The following is a 23203-nucleotide window of genomic DNA, read 5'->3' as shown; positions in this document are numbered from 1 at the left end:
CATGCCGACGATGAACCACACCACCACGACCGCGCTGCCGGCGCGCGCGAAAAGCAGCCGCGACCAGTGGTTTCTCGGCGGCTTCGTCGTGCTGTATGCGCTGATCGCGCTCTTCAGCGGCGGCTATTTCGTCTACCTGCTGAACCTGATCGGCATCTTCGCGCTGGTCGCAATCGGCCTGACGATCCTCACCGGCTTCTCCGGCCAGACCAGTCTCGGTCATGCGGGATTCTTCGCGATCGGCGCGTACGCGTCGGCCATATTCGCGCAGCGCTGGGGCGTGCCGTTCTGGCTCGCCATTCCGCTCGCCGGCGCGTTCGCGACCGTGATCGGCGCGCTGATCGCATTGCCGGCGCTGCGGCTCAAAGACCTGTACCTGGCGATCGCCACCCTCGGTTTCGGCATCGTCACGCAGAAGGTAATTTTCGAGTGGCGCACGGTCACGGGCGGCGGCGGCGGCATGCAGGTGCCGATGCCCTCGCTGTTCGGCCTGTCGGTCGCGGACGGCAGCCGCATGGCATGGGTGATCGCCGCGACACTCGCAGCCGGCACGTGGGCCGCTTTCCGGCTCGCGTCGAGCCGCACCGGCCGCGCCCTCTCGATGCTGCGCGAAAGCGAAACGGCGGCCGCGTGCATCGGCATTCGCGTGGCGCGCTACAAGGTCGTCGCGTTCGCCTTGAGCGCGTTCTACACGGCGGTGGCGGGCGGCCTGTATGCAAACGTGGTGCGCTACGTGAATCCCGAAAGCTTCGACGTCAACATGTCGATCATGTTTCTCGCCATGATCGTGATCGGCGGGATGGGCAGCGTGCGCGGCGCCCTGCTCGGCGCGGCGTTCTACGTCGCGGTGCCCGAAGCGTTTCGCGGTTTCAAGGATGCGCCGGGCCTGATCTTCGGCATCTCGCTGATGCTGGTCGTGATCCTGCTGCCCGGCGGGCTCACCAGTCTGCTGCGCGCCCGGCGCAAGGCGGCATCATGAATCGGTCCGCCACTCTGTCGATCGAATCGATCAGCGTCAGTTTCGGCGGCGTGCACGCGCTGCAGGACGTCTCGCTGACGCTGGAACCCGGCAGCATCGTCGGTCTGATCGGTCCGAACGGCGCCGGCAAGAGCACGCTGCTCAACTGCATCTCGGGCATCTCACGGCCGGGCGCGGGCACCATCCGGCTCGGTGAAACGAACCTGACAGGCCGCCGTCCCGATCAGATCGCGGGCCTAGGACTCGGCCGCGTGTTCCAGCATCCGCAACTGATTCCGGAACTCAGCGTGCTCGACAACCTGATGGTCGCAAACCATCGCACGCTCCGCTATTCGGTGCTCGCCGAAATGATCGGCCTGCCGAGCGTGCGGCGCGCGGAAGCCGAGGCACGCCACGCTGCCATGCAGGTCGCCGCGCGCGTGGGCCTGAGCCCAAGCCTCGGCATGGTGACCGGCAGCCTGCCCTACGGCCATCGCAAGCTGCTCGAACTGGCGCGCGTGATCCTGATGGGCGCGCGCCATCTGCTGCTCGACGAGCCGATCGCCGGACTCAACGACGCCGAGATCGATCATCTCGGACACGTCGTGCTCGATCTGCAGCGCGAACAGGGACTGTCGGTGCTGCTGGTCGAACACAACATGGGGCTCGTGCGCCGGCTGTGCAATCACGTCGTGGTACTCGACGCCGGCCGCGTCATCGCCGAAGGCACGGCGGACGGCGTGCTGAGCGACCCGCGCGTGCTGCTGGCCTATCTCGGCGAGGTGCCGGCCGATGCTTGAAATCAACGACCTGTGTGTCAGTTACGGTGCGATCCGCGCGCTGCAGAACGTGTCGCTGAAAGTGGGCGCAGGGCAGCTCGTGGGGATTCTCGGCGCGAACGGCGCCGGCAAGACGAGCCTGCTGCGCACCATCAGCGGCCTCGTGCGTGCGGGCAGCGGCACGATCCGTTTCGACGGCGGCGACATCGGCCGGACGAAACCCGAACACATCGTGCGACTCGGCATTGCGCACGTGCCGGAAGGCCGCGGCATGTTTCCCGACCTCACGGTGCGCGAAAACCTGCTGGCCGGTGCACACACGCGCCGCTCGCGCAGCGAGATTGCCCACGACTATGCGCGAATGCTCGAGATGTTCCCGTCGCTCGCGCGGCGCGAGAAACAGGACAGCTCGACCCTCAGCGGCGGTGAACAGCAGATGCTCGCGCTCGCGCGCGCGTTGATGTCGCGCCCCAGGCTATTGCTCGCCGACGAAGTCAGTCTCGGCCTCGCACCCGTCATCACGAAACAGGTTTTCGCGCATTTGCAGACGCTGCGCGAGCTTGGCATGACCATTCTCGTGGTCGAGCAGAACGCGCATCTGGTCCTGAAGCTGGCCGACCAGGTGTATGTGCTCAAGCACGGGCGGGTCGAAATGCAGGGCACCGCGCAAGCGATGTCGACCCATCCTGAACTAACCAAAGCCTATCTGGGCGAGTAGAAGGAGCGAGACGGCAATGCAGGATTACGAGCTGGAAGACCGAACGATGGGCCGCATCCTGGCGGACAAGGCGCAGCGCATTCCAGACAGGACTTTCCTGATCTGGCAGGACCGCCGGTACACCTATGCGGAACTGGAGACGATCACCAACCGCTACGCCAACGGCTTTATCGCGCACGGCATCGGCTACGGCGACCACGTTGCGGTGATGCTGCCCAATTGCCCGGAGTTTTTCTGGGTAGTGTGGGGCTTGAGCAAGATCGGCGCGGTGGCGGTGCCGATCAATACCGCCGCGAAAGGCGAGCTGATGCGCTATTTCCTCGATAAATCGGACTCGGTGTGTTTCGTCGTCGATGAGGAATGGAGCGAGCGGGTCGCCGCAATCAGAAGCGAGGTGCCGCAGATCAGGCAGTATTTCATCCACGGCGGCAACGGTGTGCCGAGCCTTCCGGACAACGCGGAAAGCACCGTCCGTGCACTGTCCGAGCTCGAATCGGACGACGCGAGCCAGCCGCCGCTCGACCGTGTCACTTACGATGACACGCAGCTCATCATGTTCACGTCCGGCACGACCGGACCGTCAAAAGGCGTGCAATGCCCGCATTCGCAAGGTCACGCGGTGGGTCGCGCGCTGACGCTCGACTTCGGCTATCGGGAAGACGACGTGCTGTACACGTGCCTGCCGCTCTTTCACGGCAACGCCGCGTATTACTCGTGTTACGCGGCGCTCTGGGCCGATGCGGCAATCGCGCTCGCGCCACGTTTTTCGGCAACGCGCTTCTGGGACGACATCCGCCGAACCGGCGCCACGCAGTTCAATACGCTCGGCGCGATGACCAACATCATCTGGAAGCTGCCGCCCGGTCCGCATGAGCGCGAAACGAAGCTACGCCTGTGCATGGCAGTGCCGGTGCCCAAAGAGATCTACTCCGAGTTTCAGGAACGCTTCGGCGTAGTGCTGACATCCGTGTTCGCAATGACAGAAAACTTTGCGATGACGCGCTTCACGCCCTCGGACCCGGCGGAAAAAGCCGGCTCGGCCGGCAAACCGCGCGGCGAATGCGAACTGCGCATCGTCGCCGACGACGGCACCGACCTGCTCGCCGGCGAGGTCGGCGAAATCTACATGCTGCCGCTCAAACCCGGCAGCATGATGAAGGGCTACTACAAGATGCCGAAGGAAACGGCGCGCGAATTCGACAATGGCTGGTTCAAAACGGGCGATCGCGGCTATCTGGACGAAGACGGCTACCTGTTTTTCATGGACCGCAAGAAGGAAGCGATTCGCCGGCGCGGCGAGAATATTTCCGCGTATGAGGTGGAGTTGATTCTGTGCCGCCATCCGGCGATTCATGAAGTGGCCGCGATTCCAGTCGCCTCCGAACTGAGCGAAGACGACGTGATGGTGTATGTCGTGCTGAAGCCGGGCGAGTCGATGACGCATGCGGACGTCGTGCATTTCAGCGCCGAGCACATGAGCTATTTCATGGTGCCACGCTTTGTCGAGTTCATCGACAGGCTGCCGAAGACCGCCAGCGAAAAGCTCGAAAAATACAAACTGAAACTCGATGCCGACGCGCGCCGCGCGCAGCTTTGGGATCGCGAGCGCGAGGGAATCGAAGTGCGCCGCTAATCGACGGACTACCGCACGCCGCCCGCTCCCGGCCGGCGACGTGCGGCAACCGATCTTTCTCTCCCGATGGCTAGCGCGAAAGAATGCGCTTCGCGAGCCTCAAATGCGGCGCATCGAGCATCTTGCCGTCGAGCACGGCGAGCCCGCCCCGCTGCTGGTCCAACGCCGCGATCACCTGTTGCGCCCACATCCGTTCTTGCGCGGTCGGCGCGAACGTACGATTGATGACGGCAACCTGATCCGGATGTATCGCCGCCTTTGCGCCGAAACCGTCGGCGCGTGCCGCGGCACTTTCGGCGAGCAGCGCGTCCTGCGCATGCAGGTCGGTAAAGACTGCGTCGATCGCAAGGCACTCTGCCGCAGCCGCGGCAAACAGCGTCAGATTGCGCGCAAGCTGGAACGGCGCCCGATAGGCCGCATGAGCGTCGCTGCGGGTCTCGCGATTATTCGCCACGCCGAGATCGGCCGCGAGATCTTCGCCGCCCCACATCACCGCGTGCAGTCTCGATACGGGCGCGCGGAATTCCGATAAAGCGAGTACCGAAGCCGCCGACTCGGTCACGATCGCGACGATCCGCAATACGCCGGCGGCAAGCCCGTTCGCACGTTCAAACTGTTCCAGCGCTGCGCCGAGCTGCTCGATATCGCGCACGCCGCACGCTTTCGGCAGCACGACGCCCGCAATCGCGGCGCCCGGCAGCGCGGCAATGTCGTCGTCGAAAAACGCTGTCGACAAAGCATTGACGCGAATCCAGCAGCGCCCGGCCGGTGCGCCCGCCGCAGCGAGCGCGGCTGCCGTGGTCTGCCGCGCCGCCGCTTTTGCCGCGGGCGCCACCGCATCTTCCCAGTCGAAGATCAGCGCGTGCGCGTCGCCTTGCAGCGCACGTTCGATCTTGCGCGCGCTGTCGCCGGGCACGAACAGCCACGATTGCGCCGCGCTCACGCCGGGGACCGATGCATGAACGCCGCGCGCGTGCAGCGCGCGACTTCGACGTTGTTCTGATTGAACGCCGCGTGCCTGAACTCGACAATGCCGGCGCCGGGCCGCGAAGCGCTCGCGCGCAACGACAGCACTTCGGTTCTAACGTGCAGCGTATCGCCTTGAAAAACCGGCGCGGGAAAGCTCACGTCGGTCATGCCGAGATTGGCGATGGTCGTGCGCAGTGTGGTCTCGCACACGGAGATCCCGATCATTAGTCCTAGCGTGAAGAGGCTGTTCACGAGTGGCTTGCCGAACTCCGTCGACGCCGCGAAATGCGCGTCGACGTGCAGCGGCTGCGGGTTCATCGTCATGTTGGAGAACTGCATGTTGTCCCACTCGGTGACGGTGCGCGTGAGCGCATGATCGAACCGCATCCCGACCGTGAATTCCTCGAAGTAAAGTCCGCGCATATCCGTATCGCCCTTTATTTGTCGATGGATTCGGCTGCTGGCGCCGGTATGTCCGCCGGTGTCGCCAATTGCTCCAGTTGCACGAGCACATGGCCGCGCGGCACGATTTCGTTGAGCGCGCAACGGACCACGGCGATCGTGCCGTCGCGCGGCGCGACCAGCGGAAAGATCAGCTTCATGGCTTCCATCACGACCAGCACGTCGCCGGCGGCCACCTGATCGCCTGGCGCGACATGAATCTCCGTCACGGCGCCCGGCATTTCCGATGCCACTTCGCTACCCTGCACGCCCGCTTGCGCAGCCACGCGCGCCAGCGCTTCCACTTCGCTCACGACCTGCACGCGCCAGCGCGTGCCGACGTGATTGACGAACAGATGCGCGCCGTCGGCGGTGAGCGTGTAGCGGCGCGGCACACCATGCCGCGGCAGCAGCAGCAACTGGTCGTCGGCAAGTGCGCGCACCTGGAGATCGAGCACGGCCTCGTCGCCGGCTTTCACGAGCCAGAGTTCGCCATCGCGTTCGACACTGACCGGCTGTTCGTCGCCGTCCAGTGCGACCCGCATGCGCGCGGCCGCCCGCCGCCCCGCCGCCGCCATGAAGCGGTGCCCGCTTTGCCTCTGCCAGTAATCGGCACCCGGCGCCGCGCGTGCCGCGAGCCGATGCAGCACGGCGGCGCACACCGCGTAGCGGAAGTCCGCGGGATCGTCGTGCCAGCCGCCGGGGAATGCTTCCGCGAGAAAGCCGGTGGTCAACCGCCCCGCGCGGAACAGCGAGTGATCCGCGATCGCGCACAGCAAGCTCTGATTGGTGCCGATGCCGGCGGCCTCGAACGCGCCGAGACCGGCACGCAAACGCTCGACCGCCTGCGCACGGGTCGCGCCGTAACCGATCACCTTCGCGATCATCGAGTCATAGTGCGGCGCGATTTCCGAGCCACTTTCAATGCCGCTGTCGACGCGCACACCAGCCAGCGCAGGCTCGCTATAACGCGCGACCGTGCCGAACTCCGGCCGATGCCCATGCGCCGGGTCTTCGCAATTGATACGCGCCTCGATTGCCCAGCCTGTGACAGCGACCGCGTCCTGCTGCATCGGCAGCGGTTCGCCGGCGGCAATACGAATCTGCAGTTCGACCAGATCGAGACCCGTGACCATTTCGGTCACCGGATGCTCGACCTGCAGGCGCGTGTTCATTTCCAGGAAGTACGGCGTATCGGCGTCCTCGGCGAGCACGAACTCGACCGTGCCGAGCGAGTCGTAGCCGATCGCGTTGCCGAGCTTCGTCGCGGCGTCGAGCAGTTTTTCGCGCACGGCCGGCGCGAGATGCGGCGCCGGCGCTTCTTCGAACACCTTCTGATAGTTGCGCTGGATCGAGCATTCGCGCTCGAACAGATGGACGAGGTTGCCGTGACGGTCGCCCGCAAGCTGCACTTCCAGATGGCGCGGCCGCAGGATCAGCTTTTCGATCAGCACGCGGTCGTCGCCGAATGCGCGCAACGCTTCCTGCTTCGCCATGCTCAATTGCGCGGCGAAATCGTCGAGGTCGTCGACGCGCCGCATGCCCTTGCCGCCGCCACCGGCGCTCGCCTTGATCAGAAGCGGCGCGCCGATTGCGCGCGCCTGTTCGAGCAGATGCTCGAGCTTCTGGTTATCGCCGTGGTAACCCGGCACGCACGGCACGCCCGCGTCGACAGCGATACGCTTCGATTCGATCTTCGAGCCCATCCGCTCGATCACGTCGCCGCGTGGACCGATCCACGCAATGCCGTGCTCGGCGCAGCGGCTCACAAGCTGCGTGCTCTCCGACAAAAACCCGTAGCCCGGGTGGATCGCGCTCGCACCGGTTTCGAGTGCCGCACGGATGATCGCGTCGGCGTCGAGATAACTGCGCGTTGCGTCCGCCGGGCCGATTCGCACCGCGACATCGGCCTCGCGAACATGACGCGCGCCGCGGTCCGTGTCGGAATAGACAGCGATGACGCGGATGCCCAGCCGGCGGCTGGTGCGTGCGATCCGGCAGGCGATTTCGCCACGGTTCGCTATAAGAATGGATTCGAACATGTTTGCCTTTACATCCGGAAGACGGGTGAAGGGCCGGTCGCCGGCGCTTCGGCCGCCGCGAGTGCGAGGCACAGGCCGATCACTTCGCGCGTTTCCGACGGCTCGATCAGCCCGTCGTCCCACAGGCGCGCAGTGGCGTAATACGGATCGCTTTGCGTGGTGAACTGCTCGCGCGTGACGCGATCGATTTCGGCGATCTCGGCTTCGTCGGCGGCGGCTTTCAGACTGCTGCGCCGCAGGTCGGTCAGCACGGTCGCCGCGACGTCCGCGCTCATGGTCGCGATTCGCGAGTTCGGCCATGCGAACAGGAAGCGCGGATCGAAGCCGCGACCGCACATACCGTAGTTGCCCGCGCCGAACGAGCCGCCGATGATCACCGTGAGGCGCGGCACGCGTGCGGTCGCCATTGCGTAGACGAGCTTCGCGCTATGCCGTGCGATGCCGCCACGCTCGGCCTCGGTACCGACCATGAAGCCGGTGATGTTCTGCAGAAACAGCAGCGGAATATTGCGCTGGTTGCACAGTTCGATGAAATGCGCGCCCTTCGTGGCCGACTCTGAAAACAGCACGCCATTGTTGGCGAGAATTCCAACCGGATAACCGCACCAGTAAGCAGTGCCGCACACGAGCGTGCTGCCGAACTCAGGCTTGAATTCCTGGAACTCGGAATCGTCGACGAGCCGGGCGATCACTTCGCGCACGTCATACGATTCCTTCAGCCCCGGCGGCAGGATGCCGCGCAACTCGCCAATGTCGTAGCGCGGCGGCACGACGTCGCGCACTGCGCCAGAAAGCGGCCGCGGCCGGTTCAGATTGGCGATGATGTCGCGCACGCGCTGGAGTGCCTGCGCTTCGTTTTCCGCCAGATAGTCGGAGACGCCCGACACGCGCGTGTGCATCTCGGCGCCGCCGAGCGTTTCGCCGTCGACGATTTCGTTGATCGCCGCCTTGACGATCTGCGGGCCGCCCAGATGAATGCGTGCCTGGCCGCGTACCATCACGACTTCGTCGGCGAGCGCCGGTATGTATGCGCCGCCCGCCGTGCAGCCGCCGAACACCGCGGCGATCTGCGGAATGCCCGCGGCCGACATCTGGCATTGCCGGTAGAACGTATTGCCGAAGTGGTCCTTGTCGGGGAACACACGATCCTGTTCCGGCAGATACGCACCACCGCAATCGACCAGATAAATGACCGGCAAACGATGATGCCCGGCGATGTCCTGCGCGCGCACATGTTTCTTGACGGTCTCGGCGAAGAACGAGCCGCCCTTCACGGTGGCGTCGTTGGCGATCAGCATGCAGGGCGTGCCCGCGATCAGGCCGACACCGGTAATCACGCCGGCCGACGGCACCGCGTTGCCGTACATGCCCCATGCCGCGAGCGGCGACAGTTCGAGAAACGGCGATAGCGGGTCGAGCAGCAGGTCGATCCGTTCACGCGCGAGCATCTTGTTGCGCGCATGATGCCGTTCGACCAGCCGCTCGCCGCCACCCGCAAGCACATGCGCGTGGCGCTCGCGCAGTTCGGCGAGCAGCGCGTCGTAGTGCGCTTCGTTGTTCCTGAACGCGTCGGACTGGCGATCGATGCGGGAGAGGATGGTACTCACGCGGCGGCCAGCACGTAGTGGAAATCGGTAATGCGGCCTTGCGGCGCATCGATGAACTCGACACGCACGCGCGTGCCGGGCTGCAGTTTCGCCGCCGCCGCGGGTACGTCCGAGAGATCCATGCCGCGCACGAAGTTGACCATCGCGGTGCTGACGCCGTCGAGCCGTACATAGGCGATCGCATAGGGCGGCGTCGGCAGGTTGTCGAATGCGGCGCTGACGATAGTCGCCGCTTCGATCGTGCCTTCCATGCCGGCATCCACATAGCCGTCGCATTTTTCAAAGCTGCGCTCGCAGTACGCGCGCGGTGGCAGATACGTCATGTCCGACGCACTGCAGCGCGTCGCGACAATGCGTTTCTCCTTCAACGCGTCGAAGAAATGCGCGCCCACGTCTCCTACCGGATAGTTGTAGCGCACATGCCATTCACCCGGAAAAGTGCGCGGTTCGGGTGTTGCTGGACTCTTGCTCATGAATGATCTCCTGTCAGGCCGCCGGGGCACGGCGCGGCTCGTCGCTCAGCATCGTGACCGTGAAAAATTGCGTCGACCCGCCAATCGCGGTGGCGAGCGCGTTGTGAACGTTCTTGACCTGCATCGCGGCGGAGCGGCCCATGACCTGACGCGCCGCTTCCGCCGCACGCACGAGGCCGGTCACGCCGATCGGATTCGTGCACAGCGTGCCGCCGGACGGATTCACGGCGATTGCGCCATCCATGTCGAATGCGCCTTCGTCGCTCAGTTGCTGCGCCGTGCCGGGTTTGCAAAAGCCGAGCGATTCGAGCTGCGGAAACTGGAACGAACTGAACGGGTCGTAGATTTCGACCGTTTGCAACTCGCGCAGCGGATCTGTTATGCCTGCCTGGCGGAAACATTCGCGTGCCGCCTGGCGCAACTCCGCGAAATCGGCGAAATCGGTATCGGCGTGTGGACCCATGCGATCGCCCATGAATATCGTGTTCGACACACCCGCGGTGCCGGTGATGAACGCCGGGCGCGTGCAGCGTTCGCGCGCGAGCGTCTCGGACGTAATCACGACCGCCGCCGCACCCGCCGAACGCGGACAGATATCGAACAGCTTGTACGGCCACGAAATGCGCGGCGACGCGAGCACCGCGTCGATATCGATCGCGCCCTTCAGATGCGCGGACGGATTGTTCAACGCATTGCGGCGGGCGCGCACCACGACATTCGCATATTGCCGCTCGGTCGTGCCGTACTTGTGCATGTAGCGCTGCGTGGCGAGCGCTGTCATCGTCACCGTGTTCAGCGCGAAGTCCTGCTCGTAGAACGCGTCCCAGATCAGGTTCAACACGAACTGCGCGTCCGGCGTTTCGGTGATGCGGTCGGCGCCGACCACCAGCACGGTGCCGTACTGCCCGGACGCGACGTGCGCGTGTGCCGCCTGCAACGCGGAGCCGCCGGTCGCGCCACCGGTGTGCACGCGCATGAACGGCTTGCCGCGCGCCCAGATGTAATCCGCAGCCCATTTGTCGGCGTCCGCGACACCCATGAACGTGGTCGGCGCCATTGAAAACACCACCGCGTCGATTTCCTCGGGCTGCAGATTGGCGTCGACAAGCGCGAGCGCGACGGCCTCCTGCGCGAGTTCGGCGTAAGTCTGATTGTCCGAGCGCGACCGGAATTCCGTCTGGCCAACGCCGATAACCGCTACGTTGTGCGCCTTCATGCCGCTATTCCTTCCATGACGACGAAGCCATGAGTCTGTTGTGCAAAGCCGGATACGCCGTGAGCCAGCGCGCGCCGCGCGCCGTCGACCTGATGGCCGCCCGCTTGGCCGGCAACCTGCAGCGCTGCTTCGGCGGCATTCAGCAAGCCGGTGCAGAAGAACGGGTTTTGCGCCCATGCGCCGCCCGAGGGGCTGACGCTCACACGCGCCGAGGCGCCGAGCGCCTGGCTGAAGGCCACGTCGGCCCATGCGTTTTGCGCTTCGAGTTCGACCACTTCGAGTTCGTCGACGCTCTCTAGGCCCGCGCGCGACAGCGCGTCATCGAGGCCGCGCTGGAAAATATCGAGGCCGGCCAAGCGCTCGGCATCCAGCTGATAACGGTCGACGCCCCACGCCATGCCGGCAATGCGCGCGAGCGGCCGGTGTTGCGGATGCGCGCGCAGCCATTCGCCGGACGCGAGCACCATGGCGACCGCGCCGTCCGTGACCGGCGCGCGATGCCCGGCGCGCAGCGGATAAGCGAGACAGGGTGAGCCCGCGATGTCGTCAAGCCGCGGCAGCGTACGCGCCACGGCGCGGCTGTTGCGGGCCGCCGAGCGCATGCGTTCGAGTACGCGTTCGGCGGCCGTTGCGGCGGAAATGGCGTACCGCGTGGCCACCGCGCCGGCGAACAGGCCATCGGCAATCGCGAAGTTCAAGCCGACCGGCCGCAGAAAAAAGGGCTCGCCGCGCATTCGCGCGATGTCTTCGAGCGGCACGACCGAGCTCTGGTTCGAACTGACCACGAGGCCGAGCTGCAAGTGTCCCGCCGCCGCGCGCATCGCGCCGAGGTGCAGGCCGGCGAGGCCCGAATCGGTGACGCGCATTTCGTCTTTCAGATAACCGCCCGACGGCGCGGCGAGCAGCATGCTGCTGATACCGCGTGCGTCGATTTCGTCGCTGGCGGCAAGCGTCAGATGATCGATCTCGCGGCGTTCGACCCCCGCATTGTCGAGCGCGGCGCGCGCGGTGCGGTAGGCCATTTCTTCCAGCCGCAGATCGCCGATCGCGTCCGCCGCTGGATGAATCGCCACTCCCATCACATAGACATCCATGTTGGACCTTTATTTTCCGTTTCGCGGATGAAGCCAGCGCGACAGGCTGTTCTCCGACCTACGCGCCACGCCGGCCTCCCCGGCTCCCGCCACGCATGGCGAAGGCCACGGACAATGGTGCGTGCTGTCTCCAGGACCCATCATAACGACCTTAATCTTCCTGGTCAATCTTCTAACCCAACGGTTAGTTTTCAACTTTATGCTGCTGGATCGCCCGTATTCCCGACCGCTCCATCACGCCGCATGATCAAAACTAACCCGACGGTCAGTTCATTTTCTTGACAGACTGGCCGTCGTCCCCCTACCCTTTCCAAAGAAATCGGCACGCCCGGCACTGCGCCGCCAGCGTGGCCGTGCGCACCAACCAGGAGACCTTATGAGTGGAACATTTGATGGACCGACGTTCGAAGGCAGCGCGGTACGGCTCGAATGGGCCGAGCGCGCGATTGCGTTGATTACGCTCACACGCCCTGCGCAGATGAATACACTGTCGCTCGAACTGCTCTCCGAGTTCGATCACGCGCTGGATCTCGTCGACATGGAAAGCACCCGTGCGCTGATCATCACGGGGCAGGAGCGCGCGTTTTGCTGCGGCGCGCACTTGCGATATTTCGCGGGGCCCGAAGCATCGATCCATCAGCCGTTCGACGCGCGCGACCACTATCTGGCCGATATCGCCGTGCTGTTCGACCGGCTGGAAGAACTGCACTTTCCGACCATCGCCGCAATCAACGGCTTTGCGCTCGGAGGCGGATGCGAGCTGGCGCTCTCCTGCGATTTCCGTGTGATCGCTTCGCACGCAAAAATCGGTTTGCCCGAGACCAAACTTGGCGCTGTGGCGGGCGCCGGCGGCGTGCAGAAACTGATCCGGCACGTCGGCCGCAGCAAAGCGCTCGACTGGATTCTGCGTGCCACCCATCTCGACGCGGCCACCGCGGACCGTTATGGGCTCGTGTCGGCGGTGGTGCCGGGCGACATGCTGCTGCAAAGCGCGCTTGACATCGCGCTGGAGATCCGCAAACTCGGACCACGCTCGGTCGCGCAATCGAAACGCAGCATCTATGTCAGCGAAGACGCCGATCTGCGCACGGCGCGGCGCTTTGGTATCGAGGCGTTGTCGATGCTGGTCGGTGGCGACGAATGGAAAGAAGGCATGCAGGCATTTTCCGAAAAACGCGCGCCGACTTTCGATTCCTGGTGAACCGTTGCCGGTCATCCCAGTAGGGCCGCATTTCTTTGAAGGAGTCATCGCGTGACAGCAGGCATAAGACTTCCCGGCACGCCCGAGCCGATGTTCACGTGGCGCGGCGCGGGCGGCGTCGCGATTACGGGTGATGCGTGGGGAGACCCTCGCGGCCCGCTGGTCCTGCTGCAGCATGGCGGCGGCCAGACCCGGCACGCGTGGAAAGGTGCGGGCGAAAAGCTCGGCGCGCGCGGTTACTGGGCAGTCGCGTTCGACGCCCGCGGCCACGGCGATTCCGACTGGGCGCCCGACGGCGCGTACGGCGAAGACGTGATGGTCGAGGATTTGCGGTGCGTGATCGCGGCGCTCGGCAGGCCGCGCGCCGCGCTGATCGGCGCATCGCTCGGCGGCGGCACCAGTCTGATCGCGGCGGGTGAAGGCCGCGTCGAGGCCTGCGCGCTGATCCTCGTCGATATTGCGCCGCGGGTGGAGATGGACGGCGCAGACCGGGTGCACAACTTCATGACGCAAAAGCCCGAGGGCTTCGAGTCGCTCGAAGAAGTGGCCGACGCGATCGCCAGTTATCAGCCGCAACGCGCACGGCGGAAAAATCTCGACGGCCTCGCGAAAAACGTGCGGCTTGCCGCTGACGGCAAATATCGATGGCATTGGGATCCGCGCTTCAAGCCTCAGGAGTGGGACTTCGCGTTACGGCAGCAGCGACTCGAAAATTGCGCGCGGCATCTGACGTGTCCGACCCTGCTGGTGCGCGGCGCGTTGTCCGACGTATTAAGTGAAGAAGGCGCGCGGGAATTTCGCGCGCTATGTCCGCAGAGCGAATACGTGAACGTGATGGACGCCGGGCATATGGTGGCCGGCGACCGGAACGACGTGTTCGGCGACGCACTGCTGGCGTTTCTGGATCGGGTCGTGCAACGCGACGGTGGATGACATATCGCTGCTTCTATCCCTGTTCTGCACGACTTCCGCATCAATCCCGGCTTGCGCCCAGCAGGCCCGACAGCGCCAGCGACGCATACCGTTGCGCCACTTCGTCGACTGAAGCGTGGCCCGCATGAAACCAGTCGAGCGTGCCGTTCATCGCGCCGAGCAGGAAGAACCGCACGAAACGCAACTCGTCACTGCGTTTTTTCCGCCGTGGTACAAGTCGCGCAATGATGTCGGCCCACACCGCCTCATATTCGTCGCGCAATGGCAATTGCGCCGCCCGGATCTGCGCAGGCACGTGACCAAAAATGCGGATGTTGGCCGACGTATAGTCGTGCGATTCGAGCAACGCGCGCAAATGCGCGCGAACCGCCGTACGAAACACCTGCTCGGGCGCGGCGTCTTTGCCTAATGCGTCGATCGACGCGCGCACTTCGGCGAACACACGCTCCACGCCGATCCGCAAGACCTCGGACACGATCTCGTCTTTCGACGCAAAGTGGTAATACAGGCTGCCCGCTTTCATGCCGCAAGCCGCCGAGATGTCGCGCAACGACACGGCGGCGTAACCTTCTTTGCGAAACAGGCGTGCGGCCGTATCGAGGATCGTGCGGCGTGAGTCGCTGGCCGCAGTTGTGGGCGACGCCGACGCGACATCGCCGCTGCCTGCCGATGCGGCTGCCCTCGTCGATATGGCGGGAACGGGCGTGCTGACCATAGACGTCATACCATCCGCTTCGCGACTTCTTCGAGCATCACCTCGGTTGCGCCGCCGCCGATCGACTGCACACGGGCGTCGCGCACCATTCGCTCGATCGGCGCTTCACGCATGTAGCCGAAGCCGCCGTGAAACTGCTGGCAGGCGTACATCACTTCGTTGACGAGTTCTCCGCACAGCGCCTTGATCATCGAGACTTCCGCGACGACCGTTTGCCCTTGCGCATCGCGCCATGCGGTGTTGTAAAGGAGTTGCCGCGCCGCTTCCACCTTCGAGAGCAGCATCGCCATCTTCTGACGGATCGCCTGCTTCTCCCACAGCGTCTGACCGAAAGCGGTGCGCTGGGTGACGTAAGCGAGCGTGATCTCGATTGCTTTGGATGCTTCGCCCAGCGCCTGCGCGCCAAGCGTGATGCGCTCGTTCTGCAGATTCCTGACCAGCGAATAAAAGCCCTTGTTCTCTTCGCCAAGCAGGTTTTGCACGGGCACGCGGCATTCGTCGAACACCAGTTCCGCCGTATCGGACGACAGCCAGCCTTGCTTGTTCAGCGGCCGCGCGACGGAGAATCCCGGCATGCCCTTCTCGACAATGAACATGGAGATGCCGCCGTGACTGCGGCCCGGGCCGCCGGTTTTGGCCGCGACGAAATAGACGTCGCCGTGAACGCCGTTGGTGATGAACATCTTCGCGCCGTTCAGCACGTAGTGGTCGCCGTCGAGACGCGCCGTGGTGCGCATGGACGCCAGATCGGAACCCGCGCCCGCTTCCGTCATTGCGACGGCGGCGATCTTGCGGCCCGCGACGAGATCGGGCATCAGCCGTTCGAGTTGCGCGGGATTGCCCGCATGCTGCAGATGCGGCGACGCCATGTCCGTATGAACCAGCACCGTGATCGCAAAACCGCCGAAGGTGGAGCGGCCCAATTCTTCGGCAAGCACCACTGTGCCGAGCACATTCATTGCCGCACCGCCAAATGCTTCGGACTGCCGGATTCCGAGAAAACCCTGCTCGCCCATCTTGCGCAGCAGCTCGCGCGGCACATAGCCGTCCATCTCCCACTGATCCGCGAATGGCAGTACCTCTTTGGCCATAAAGCGGCGTATCGCATCGCGCAACATGCTGTGCTCTTCGCTGAAATAGGGCGAACGTTGCTGCTGATCAGGGAAATCCTCTGCGCCCACGAGTGCCTCCGGTGCTTGACTATCTAACAAACGTTAGGTAGATTTTCACACGCAAAACGGCAACCGTGCAATCAGAAAAACAAGCAGAACAATTCAAAACCGGCACCGGGACGGTCGGGAGCCAGCGGAACGAACGGACGCAAGCGGGCGCAAACGCATCCGCAGCATGAGCCGGGTCGCCGCTGCGCCCGATCCGCTTGTCGGCCGTGCCGATCGATCCGCGCTGGATCTATCCGTGAAGTCAGACGCAGGAGACACCGCATGAGCTCCACCGATACGCTGAGCACGCTGCTTGCCGAACCGCTTTTACCCTGGCCTGAACAATGGCGGGTCGCCGAACAGGCCGCTTTGCTCGCGCAAGCGCGCGAGATCGAGCGCGTCGGTGGCCCCGACGCCTACTGGGAGTGGGTGGCGAAGAAATTCCGCTGGATGCGCCCGTGGGACAGCGTGCGCGACGGCAACTTCCCCGAGTTCAAATACTTCGCCGGCGGCATGCTCAACGTGTGCGACAACTGCGTCGATCGCTACGCGGAAGATCCGTATTACGCGTCGCGGCCGGCAATCACGTGGGAAGGCGAGCCGGGCGATTGCGCCACGCTCAGCTATGCGCAACTGCGCACCGCCACCGCACGCTTTGCGAACGGGCTACGCTCGCTCGGCGTCGGTCAGGGCGACGTCGTCGCGATCTATCTGCCGAACATGCTGGAGTCTTTTGTTGCGATTCAGGCATGCAACCGGATCGGCGCTATTTATACGGTGCTGTTCGCGGGTTTTTCGGCCGACGCCGCCGCGCTAAGACTGCAAACCTCGCGGGCCAAAGTCCTGGTGACGGCGGACGCCAGCTATCGGCGCGGCAAGCAGGTGCCGTTACTCGAAAACGCCCGCAAAGCGCGGCGCTCGGCACCGAAGCTGGAGCACATCGTCGTGATCGATCGCACCGGGGCGGCGCCCGCGTTGCATGACGGCGAGACCGGCTACAAGGAACTGGTCGACGCGCAGTCCGACGATTGCCCGTGCGTGCCGCTCGAAGCCAACGCGCCGGCATTTCTGATTTTCACGAGCGGCACCGAATCGAAGCCCAAGGGTGTGGTGCATAGCGTCGTGGGATTTCTGCTTGGCACGTGGGCCAATGTGCAATGGCAGGTCGGCCCGGCAAAAGACGATGTCTACTGGTGCGCGGCCGATGTCGGCTGGTTGACGTTTCCGATTCAGGCCGTGATCGGCGGACTCGCACACGGCGCGAGTCTGGTGTGCTACGAAGGCGCACTCGATACGCCGGGCAAAGACCGCTTCTACCAGATCGCCAACCGGCATCACGTCACCAAGATCCTGATCGCGCCGACCGCGCTGCGTATGCTGCGCGCGCTCGGCGACGAGGTGGCGAAGGCCAACCGGATCGATGGCTTGCGGCTAATTACGACGCAAGGGGAACCGCTCGATCCGGAAACGTATCACTGGACATCGGACACGCTCGGCGATCAGTTGCCGATCGTCAATGCGTACGGACAGACCGAGACCGGTTCGACCTGGACCTATCCCGTCTACGGCGTCGAGCCGCTGAAAGCGGGTTCATGCGGCACGCCGGTGCCGGGACACGCGTACCGCGTGCTGCTCGAAGACGGATCGATTGCACCGGTCGGCACCAAAGGCGCGCTGGTCCTGACGGCGCCCTTCCCCACGCTCGCCCGCACGGTGTGGGACGACCATCAACGCTATCTGAATACGTATTTCGGCCGTTATCCTGGCGTGTACAACACGTCCGACGAGGCCGTGGTCGATAGCACCGGGCAGTTGTGGGTGCTCGGACGCGGCGACGATGTCATCAACGTTGCCGCGCATCGGCTGAGTACGATGGAGATCGAATCGGTCGTGGCGTCGCAGCCGGGGATTGCGGATGCGGCCGTGGTCGGCGTGAGCGACGCGGTCAAGGGCACGGTGCCCGTGGCGTTCGTGACACTGGTGGCCGGGGCGCCGGTCGAGGCGACTGTCGGCCAGATTTGCGCGGCGGTGAGCGACGCGATCGGGACTATCGCGCGTCTGGAGCACGTGTTCGTCTGCAAGGCGCTGCCCAAGACACGCGCCGGCAAAACCGTGCGGCGGCTATTGAGAGAAATTGTCGAGACCGGCGAGGCCAAAAGCGATCTGACGGGAATCGAGGATCTGGAGGTGGTGGGGAATCTGATCCGCGAGGTGGCGGCGAGAAAAAGGCCGTAGCGTTTGAGCAACGGCGCTTCGGCCGGTTTTGCGTTCGACGGCATGGCATCCACCATGCCGCCACCAAAGGCCACCGCCTTATCGCGCTTTGGCCGCCCCGCTCCAGTTCAAACCAAAGCTCGACTGCAGCGCCGGCACCCACTTCGCGCAGGCGCGAAAACCGAGCAGCGCGCCGCCCACGGCAAACAGAACCGGAATCAGAAAATCCTGGCTCATGCGGGTGAATTCAAACATCAGCACCACGGCCGTAATCGGCATCTGCATCGAGGCAGCGAGAAACGCGGTTGCGCCGACCACCGCGAACGCACCCAGCGACGCCCCCGGCCACACCATGCTCCACAACCCGCCGAGCACGATCGCCAGTAATGCGCCGTTCGCGAGCCCCGGCGTGAGCAGGCCGCCCTCGGCGCCCGCCCGCAGACTGCTCGCGGTAATCACCACCTTCAGCACCAGCAGCATCGCGGCGAGACTCAGGGTCAGGCCACCGTTGAATGCCAGTCCCGCAGGCCCTTTGCCATTGCCGAGCAACTGCGGGAAATGCATCGCCAGTACGCCGATCATCGCGAAGTTCAGCAGCGACAACACCGGCAGGCGCCAGTTTTTCGGGGCAGCCGCGCGCGAGCGCTTCATCAGCTCCGCGAAGCTCCACGCCGCCGCGCCCAGAATCGGGCCGCACACCACGGACCAGACCACGAGCGATGAACTCAGCACCATTGAAGGCACGAGGTATTGATGCTCGTTGCCCAGTCCCAGCTGCGCGACCCGCGCCGCCACCGACGAGGTCACGATGGCCGGCACCAGGGCGGGCCAGCCGAAAGTACCCAGCAGGACTTCGAGCACGAACACCGCGCCGCCGAGCGGCACGTTATAGACCGCGGCCAGACCGGCGCCCGCGCCGCACGCCACCATGATCCGGCTCTGCGCGACAGACAGACCCGCGCGGCGCGACAGCCAGCCGGCGAGCGCCGAGCCGACTTCGCGCGGCGCGACTTCACGGCCGAGCGGCGAGCCCAGCGCGACGGTGACGATCTGCAGCAATGCATGGATCGTCGTGCTCAGCACAGGCATCTGCGGATCGTCGGACTTGACGGCCTGACGAATACTCACGAGCGGCCGGCCAAACCGGTACAGCGCCCACCAGCCGAGCCCCGCCACCAACCCGCAGATCGTCAGCACGACGAGGCGGCGCTCGGGCGCGGCGCCGCTCACGCCTTGCAGAAAACTCTCGGCGCTGATCACGTGCGTCACGCTGTAGCCGTAGGCGAGATGCTGGATGCCGTGCAGCAGCAACGCGAGCAGCATGCCGCCCAAACCGGCGCCAAGGCCCGTAAGCAGCGTGACGGCGGCCACGACGACAAACGGACTCCGCTCGCGGCGTACTGGCACGGAAGTGATTGATTTGACTGACATGGCGCGTCGGCTGCAATGAAATGAACGGGATGCCAAGCATCTTATTCCGCGACGCAGCATGAATCCAATTGATTTTTCAGCTCGACTGATTCATAAACTGCATATATAAGCCGAAAGGCAGGTGCCATAGGGCTTCCCGGCCGTGCCCACCGGATCAGGCGCTCACGTTTCGGCCCGCGCCAGCTCGTTCGATCCAACAAGGCATTCAAGCTAAAGCGCCACCAAAGACGGCTCGCGCCCGCGCGAACAGCGCGGACGCCACCACGCTTACCTAGCGAACCGATACAAAGAAGATCGACACTACGCACACGATGCCGACGAACCACACCAGCGACCGCAGCGGCGCCACGTTCGCCACATACAGCACGCCGTGCAGCACCCGGGTAACGACGAAGGTGATGGACAGCCAGTTGATCCACGGGCTCGATCCGCCCGCCTGCCCGGCCACGACGATCGCAGCGGTAAACATTGCCAGCGCCTCCCACGCGTTCTGATGCGCCGCATGCGCTCGCGCGCGCCAGCCTTCGAGCCCGGCAAGATAAGCGCGCGGCGTGCGGTTGTCATAGCGCTTGCTGACCTTCGCCAGCATCGTCCACGGAAACGGCAACAGCACCACGATGAGCAGGCATAAATGCGGAATTGTCATTGATCAGTCTCCCTTGTATGCGCGGCGCGAATGCCGCGAGCCGCTGTTATACCCGCCGGTCCGCGCCGCCGCCAACCGGAATCCCGCGAGCACCACCTCTATCGCGCGTGAATTACCTTGAAGTCAGACTGACGGATTACCGTGCAATGGCACTTGAAATAGATTACAAATAACAAACTGCATTGCACACACTATTAATACAATAATTACATTTACCAAACATAATGCATGCACCGTCATTTCGCATGAAACTTGCTCCAGGGATTAATACGGATAAACGTGCGTTCATTCATGCAAGCGTTTAACAGTCGGCGTACACTCGCCCCGGAGCCTTTGCCACAGGGGGTGCGGGGCTGCGGAGCCGCCCGTAGTTGAACACGGGTGATTGGAGACTCAGGAGAACAATCAATGAGCTGGACACGGGAACAGAGAAACGTCACGATCGCCGCCTATCTGGGCTGGACACTCGACGCATTCGATTTCTTTCTAATGGTGTTCGTATTGAAAGATATCGCGGCGGAGTTCAATACGAAAATCCCGGAGGTCGCCTTCGGCATTATGCTGACCTTGATGATGCGTCCGGTCGGCGCATTGATTTTCGGCTGGCTCGCCGACAGGTACGGCCGCCGTCCCACGCTGATGGTCAACATCGCGTGTTTCTCGCTGCTGGAATTGCTCTCCGGCTTTTCGCCTAACCTGGCCACCCTGCTCGTGCTGCGCGCGCTGTTCGGCATCGCGATGGGCGGCGAATGGGGCGTGGGCGGCGCACTGACCATGGAAACCGTGCCGCCCAAATCGCGCGGCATCGTCTCGGGTCTGCTGCAAGCCGGCTATCCGAGCGGCTATCTGCTCGCCTCGGTCGTGTTCGGCGTGTTCTATCAGTACATCGGCTGGCGCGGCATGTTCTTTGTCGGCGTACTGCCGGCGCTGCTCGTGCTATACGTGCGGGCGCATGTGCCGGAATCGCCCGCCTTCAAGACGCTCGAAAAGAAAGCGCGCCCGGGTCTCGTGGCCACGCTCCGGCAGAACGTCAAGCTGTCGCTGTACGCGATCATTCTGATGACCGCGTTCAACTTCTTCTCGCACGGCTCACAGGATCTGTATCCGACCTTCCTGCGCGTGCAGCATCAGTTCGACGCGCATACGGTGTCGTGGATCACCATCACGCTGAACGTCGGCGCGATTTGCGGCGGCCTGTTCTTCGGTTCGTTGTCCGAGAAGATCGGCCGCAAGCGCGCGATCTTCATCGCGGCGTTGATCGCGTTGCCGGTGCTGCCCTTGTGGGCCTTCTCGACCACCCCGCTGCTGCTCGCGCTCGGCGCCTTCCTGATGCAGATCTCCGTGCAAGGTGCGTGGGGCGTGATTCCGGTGCACCTGAACGAAATCTCGCCCGATGAAATTCGCGCGACGTTCCCCGGCCTCGTGTACCAGCTCGGCAATCTGATCGCGTCGGTCAACGGCCCACTGCAAGCGAGCGCCGCTGAAGCGCACGGCAACAACTACGCGCTCATCATGGCGGTGGTAATTGGCGTCGTGGCCGTGGTGATCGCCGCGCTGATTCCGTTCAGCCGCGAGCGCCGCGGCATCGACATGACGCAGTCGGCGAAGCAGGTTGCGGCACAGCTTTAAGCGTTTGAACCAAACAGCTATTTTGCCGGCGCGTTATCGGGCACAATAAGCGGCAAAGGCGGCTCGAACCGCCGCGACGCAAAGCACGCGTCAGCAAACAGAAGCTGGGCCAAACAGAGTAGCAAAGCCATACGAGGCCGTTCCGATTTCCATCGGAACGGCCTTTTTTATTTCCGCGCGGTTTGACGCGCCGCGTGCAGGGAAAGCTCGACCTTCGTCAGGTCTTCTAGAGGAGTTAGTCGACACAGACCCTTGATCGCACGCACCATTCCTTCTTATCCTGAAAAAAACGGCCGTTTCAAATCGATATTTGAATCGCTTGTTTGCGGGCCGCATGCCCGGCAACTGGGAGACGCAACATGGCAGTTCGCACAACAGGCCGGCATGCCGGCGATACGAAGTCCCGCATCCTCGACGCCGCCGAAACGCTGTTCATCGAATGCGGCTATGAGGCCATGTCGCTGCGCCAGATTACTTCGCGTGCCGAAGTAAATCTGGCGGCAGTGAACTACCACTTCGGCAGCAAGGAATCGCTGATTCACTCGATGCTGTCGCGCCGCCTCGATCGTCTCAATCAGGAGCGGCTCAAGCTGCTCGATCGCTTCGACGCGATGCTCGGCGAGCGTCTGACCTGCGAGCATGTGCTCGGCGCGATGTTCATTCCGGCGCTGCGCCTGTCGCGCGATCCACGCGTGGGCGGCAAGGCATTCCTGCGGTTGCTGGGGCGCGCTTATACCGACCCGTCGTCGTTCATTCGCGACTTTCTCAACGGGCACTACGCTTCGGTAGCGGTGCGTTTTTTCGATGCGTTCCAGCGCGCGTTGCCGCATTTGCCGCGTGAGGAGCTCGGCTGGCGGCTTCACTTCGCGATCGGCGCGCTCTCAGGCGTGCTGGCCGGTACCGATACGGACAGCCTGATTTCCGAGTTCTCGCAGGGCAAGTCGATGAACGACCTGCAGCTCATAGCACGCCTTGCCTCGCTGATGGTGGCCGCGCTCAAGGCGCCGCTGCCCAACGGCTCGCAACTGGCCGCATTCGCCGCGGTACTGGGCGACGCTACCGAAGGAGGCTCGGAATGCCCGATCGAGGGCAGCGCGCAAGGCGCGGAAAACACGACGCGGGCGTCAGGCGAATCGGCGTCGGCATCGGCATCGGCGGGGGTATCCGAAGGCGAACGCCGTGGCGACAATATGGAGGCAGGCGCGTTTCAGCACGCGTTGCACGGCACGGCTTAGCAAACAGGCGCTGCGGGCGGCGCCGTCATGAGCCGTCCGCACGAGGAACAGGCAGCGCACTGGCGCGCCGGCAATAACATTCCCGCCGCGTCACGCCGGCAAGCCGCAC

20 protein-coding genes are annotated in these 23203 nt (G+C 64.1%); 9 read left to right on the top strand and 11 right to left on the bottom strand.

Features of this window, described 5'->3' with window-relative positions:
- Nucleotide 1: 1 nt before the first annotated feature.
- Genes PDMSB3_RS08050 through PDMSB3_RS08035 form a run of 4 tightly spaced genes read left to right on the top strand, consistent with a single transcriptional unit; the run spans nt 2 to nt 4088 of the window.
- On the top strand, nt 2–979 hold the full coding sequence (locus PDMSB3_RS08050) for a branched-chain amino acid ABC transporter permease (protein WP_007182227.1): 978 nt from the start codon (nt 2–4) through the stop codon (nt 977–979).
- Entirely contained in the window at nt 976–1758 is a 783-nt protein-coding gene (locus PDMSB3_RS08045) for an ABC transporter ATP-binding protein (protein ID WP_007182228.1), read from the top strand. The genes PDMSB3_RS08050 and PDMSB3_RS08045 overlap by 4 nt, the downstream gene beginning before the upstream one ends.
- On the top strand, nt 1751–2455 hold the full coding sequence (locus PDMSB3_RS08040) for an ABC transporter ATP-binding protein (RefSeq protein ID WP_007182229.1): 705 nt from the start codon (nt 1751–1753) through the stop codon (nt 2453–2455). The genes PDMSB3_RS08045 and PDMSB3_RS08040 overlap by 8 nt, the downstream gene beginning before the upstream one ends.
- A 16-nt stretch (nt 2456–2471) precedes the next feature.
- Nucleotides 2472–4088, top strand: a complete 1617-nt coding sequence (locus PDMSB3_RS08035) for an AMP-binding protein (protein ID WP_007182230.1) — start codon at nt 2472–2474, stop codon at nt 4086–4088.
- A gap of 70 nt (nt 4089–4158) precedes the next feature.
- Here PDMSB3_RS08035 and PDMSB3_RS08030 read toward each other — a convergent pair whose 3' ends face one another.
- From PDMSB3_RS08030 to PDMSB3_RS08000, 7 genes are read right to left on the bottom strand one after another with little or no spacing between them, the layout of a single operon-like run.
- Nucleotides 4159–5031 carry an HpcH/HpaI aldolase/citrate lyase family protein gene (locus tag PDMSB3_RS08030; RefSeq protein WP_007182231.1) on the bottom strand — a complete coding sequence of 291 codons (873 nt, stop codon included), beginning with the start codon at nt 5029–5031 and terminating at the stop codon, nt 4159–4161.
- Nucleotides 5028–5480, bottom strand: a complete 453-nt coding sequence (locus PDMSB3_RS08025; RefSeq protein WP_007182232.1) for a MaoC family dehydratase — start codon at nt 5478–5480, stop codon at nt 5028–5030. The genes PDMSB3_RS08030 and PDMSB3_RS08025 overlap by 4 nt, the downstream gene beginning before the upstream one ends.
- Before the next feature lie 14 nt (nt 5481–5494).
- On the bottom strand, nt 5495–7540 hold the full coding sequence (locus PDMSB3_RS08020) for an acetyl/propionyl/methylcrotonyl-CoA carboxylase subunit alpha (protein ID WP_165185698.1): 2046 nt from the start codon (nt 7538–7540) through the stop codon (nt 5495–5497).
- 8 nt (nt 7541–7548) lie between these two features.
- Entirely contained in the window at nt 7549–9147 is a 1599-nt protein-coding gene (locus PDMSB3_RS08015) for an acyl-CoA carboxylase subunit beta (RefSeq protein ID WP_007182234.1), read from the bottom strand.
- On the bottom strand, nt 9144–9620 hold the full coding sequence (locus PDMSB3_RS08010; protein ID WP_007182235.1) for a Zn-ribbon domain-containing OB-fold protein: 477 nt from the start codon (nt 9618–9620) through the stop codon (nt 9144–9146). Before PDMSB3_RS08010 ends, PDMSB3_RS08015 begins: the two co-directional genes overlap by 4 nt.
- Before the next feature lie 13 nt (nt 9621–9633).
- Entirely contained in the window at nt 9634–10836 is a 1203-nt protein-coding gene (locus tag PDMSB3_RS08005; RefSeq protein ID WP_007182236.1) for a thiolase family protein, read from the bottom strand.
- Nucleotides 10833–11930 carry a thiolase family protein gene (locus PDMSB3_RS08000; protein WP_007182237.1) on the bottom strand — a complete coding sequence of 366 codons (1098 nt, stop codon included), beginning with the start codon at nt 11928–11930 and terminating at the stop codon, nt 10833–10835. The genes PDMSB3_RS08005 and PDMSB3_RS08000 overlap by 4 nt, the downstream gene beginning before the upstream one ends.
- Nucleotides 11931–12306: 376 nt before the next feature.
- Here PDMSB3_RS08000 and PDMSB3_RS07995 point away from each other — a divergent pair, with 376 nt between their 5' ends.
- Nucleotides 12307–13131, top strand: coding sequence for an enoyl-CoA hydratase/isomerase family protein (locus PDMSB3_RS07995; protein WP_165185695.1), 825 nt, complete (start codon nt 12307–12309; stop codon nt 13129–13131).
- A gap of 51 nt (nt 13132–13182) precedes the next feature.
- On the top strand, nt 13183–14064 hold the full coding sequence (locus PDMSB3_RS07990) for an alpha/beta fold hydrolase (RefSeq protein WP_197740222.1): 882 nt from the start codon (nt 13183–13185) through the stop codon (nt 14062–14064).
- 40 nt (nt 14065–14104) lie between these two features.
- Here the strand turns inward: PDMSB3_RS07990 and PDMSB3_RS07985 are convergent, their stop codons facing one another.
- Both PDMSB3_RS07985 and PDMSB3_RS07980 read right to left on the bottom strand, forming a co-directional pair.
- Nucleotides 14105–14788 (bottom strand): TetR/AcrR family transcriptional regulator, encoded by a 684-nt coding sequence (locus PDMSB3_RS07985; protein WP_165185692.1) that lies wholly within the window; start codon nt 14786–14788, stop codon nt 14105–14107.
- The gene (locus PDMSB3_RS07980) at nt 14785–15960 is read right to left on the bottom strand and encodes a long-chain specific acyl-CoA dehydrogenase (protein ID WP_197740221.1); all 1176 of its coding nucleotides are present in this window, start codon (nt 15958–15960) and stop codon (nt 14785–14787) included. The genes PDMSB3_RS07985 and PDMSB3_RS07980 overlap by 4 nt, the downstream gene beginning before the upstream one ends.
- Before the next feature lie 261 nt (nt 15961–16221).
- Between PDMSB3_RS07980 and PDMSB3_RS07975 the strand changes: the two genes are divergently transcribed.
- On the top strand, nt 16222–18174 hold the full coding sequence (locus PDMSB3_RS07975; RefSeq protein ID WP_165185690.1) for an AMP-binding protein: 1953 nt from the start codon (nt 16222–16224) through the stop codon (nt 18172–18174).
- 78 nt (nt 18175–18252) lie between these two features.
- Here the strand turns inward: PDMSB3_RS07975 and PDMSB3_RS07970 are convergent, their stop codons facing one another.
- Together PDMSB3_RS07970 and PDMSB3_RS07965 are read right to left on the bottom strand one after the other, a co-directional pair.
- Entirely contained in the window at nt 18253–19584 is a 1332-nt protein-coding gene (locus tag PDMSB3_RS07970) for a chloride channel protein (protein WP_007182243.1), read from the bottom strand.
- A gap of 271 nt (nt 19585–19855) precedes the next feature.
- Nucleotides 19856–20230, bottom strand: coding sequence for an MAPEG family protein (locus PDMSB3_RS07965; protein WP_007182244.1), 375 nt, complete (start codon nt 20228–20230; stop codon nt 19856–19858).
- A 408-nt stretch (nt 20231–20638) separates the two neighbouring features.
- On the opposite strand from PDMSB3_RS07965, the gene PDMSB3_RS07960 reads away from it, so the two are divergent.
- Nucleotides 20639–21859, top strand: a complete 1221-nt coding sequence (locus PDMSB3_RS07960) for an MFS transporter (RefSeq protein ID WP_007182245.1) — start codon at nt 20639–20641, stop codon at nt 21857–21859.
- 359 nt (nt 21860–22218) lie between these two features.
- The gene (locus PDMSB3_RS07955; protein WP_165185687.1) at nt 22219–23094 is read left to right on the top strand and encodes a TetR/AcrR family transcriptional regulator; all 876 of its coding nucleotides are present in this window, start codon (nt 22219–22221) and stop codon (nt 23092–23094) included.
- Nucleotides 23095–23203: the final 109 nt, after the last annotated feature.

This window comes from Paraburkholderia dioscoreae, from assembly GCF_902459535.1.
GTDB lineage: Bacteria > Pseudomonadota > Gammaproteobacteria > Burkholderiales > Burkholderiaceae > Paraburkholderia > Paraburkholderia dioscoreae.
Note: the sequence above shows the minus strand (reverse complement) of the source record. Positions and strands in the feature narration are given on the sequence as shown.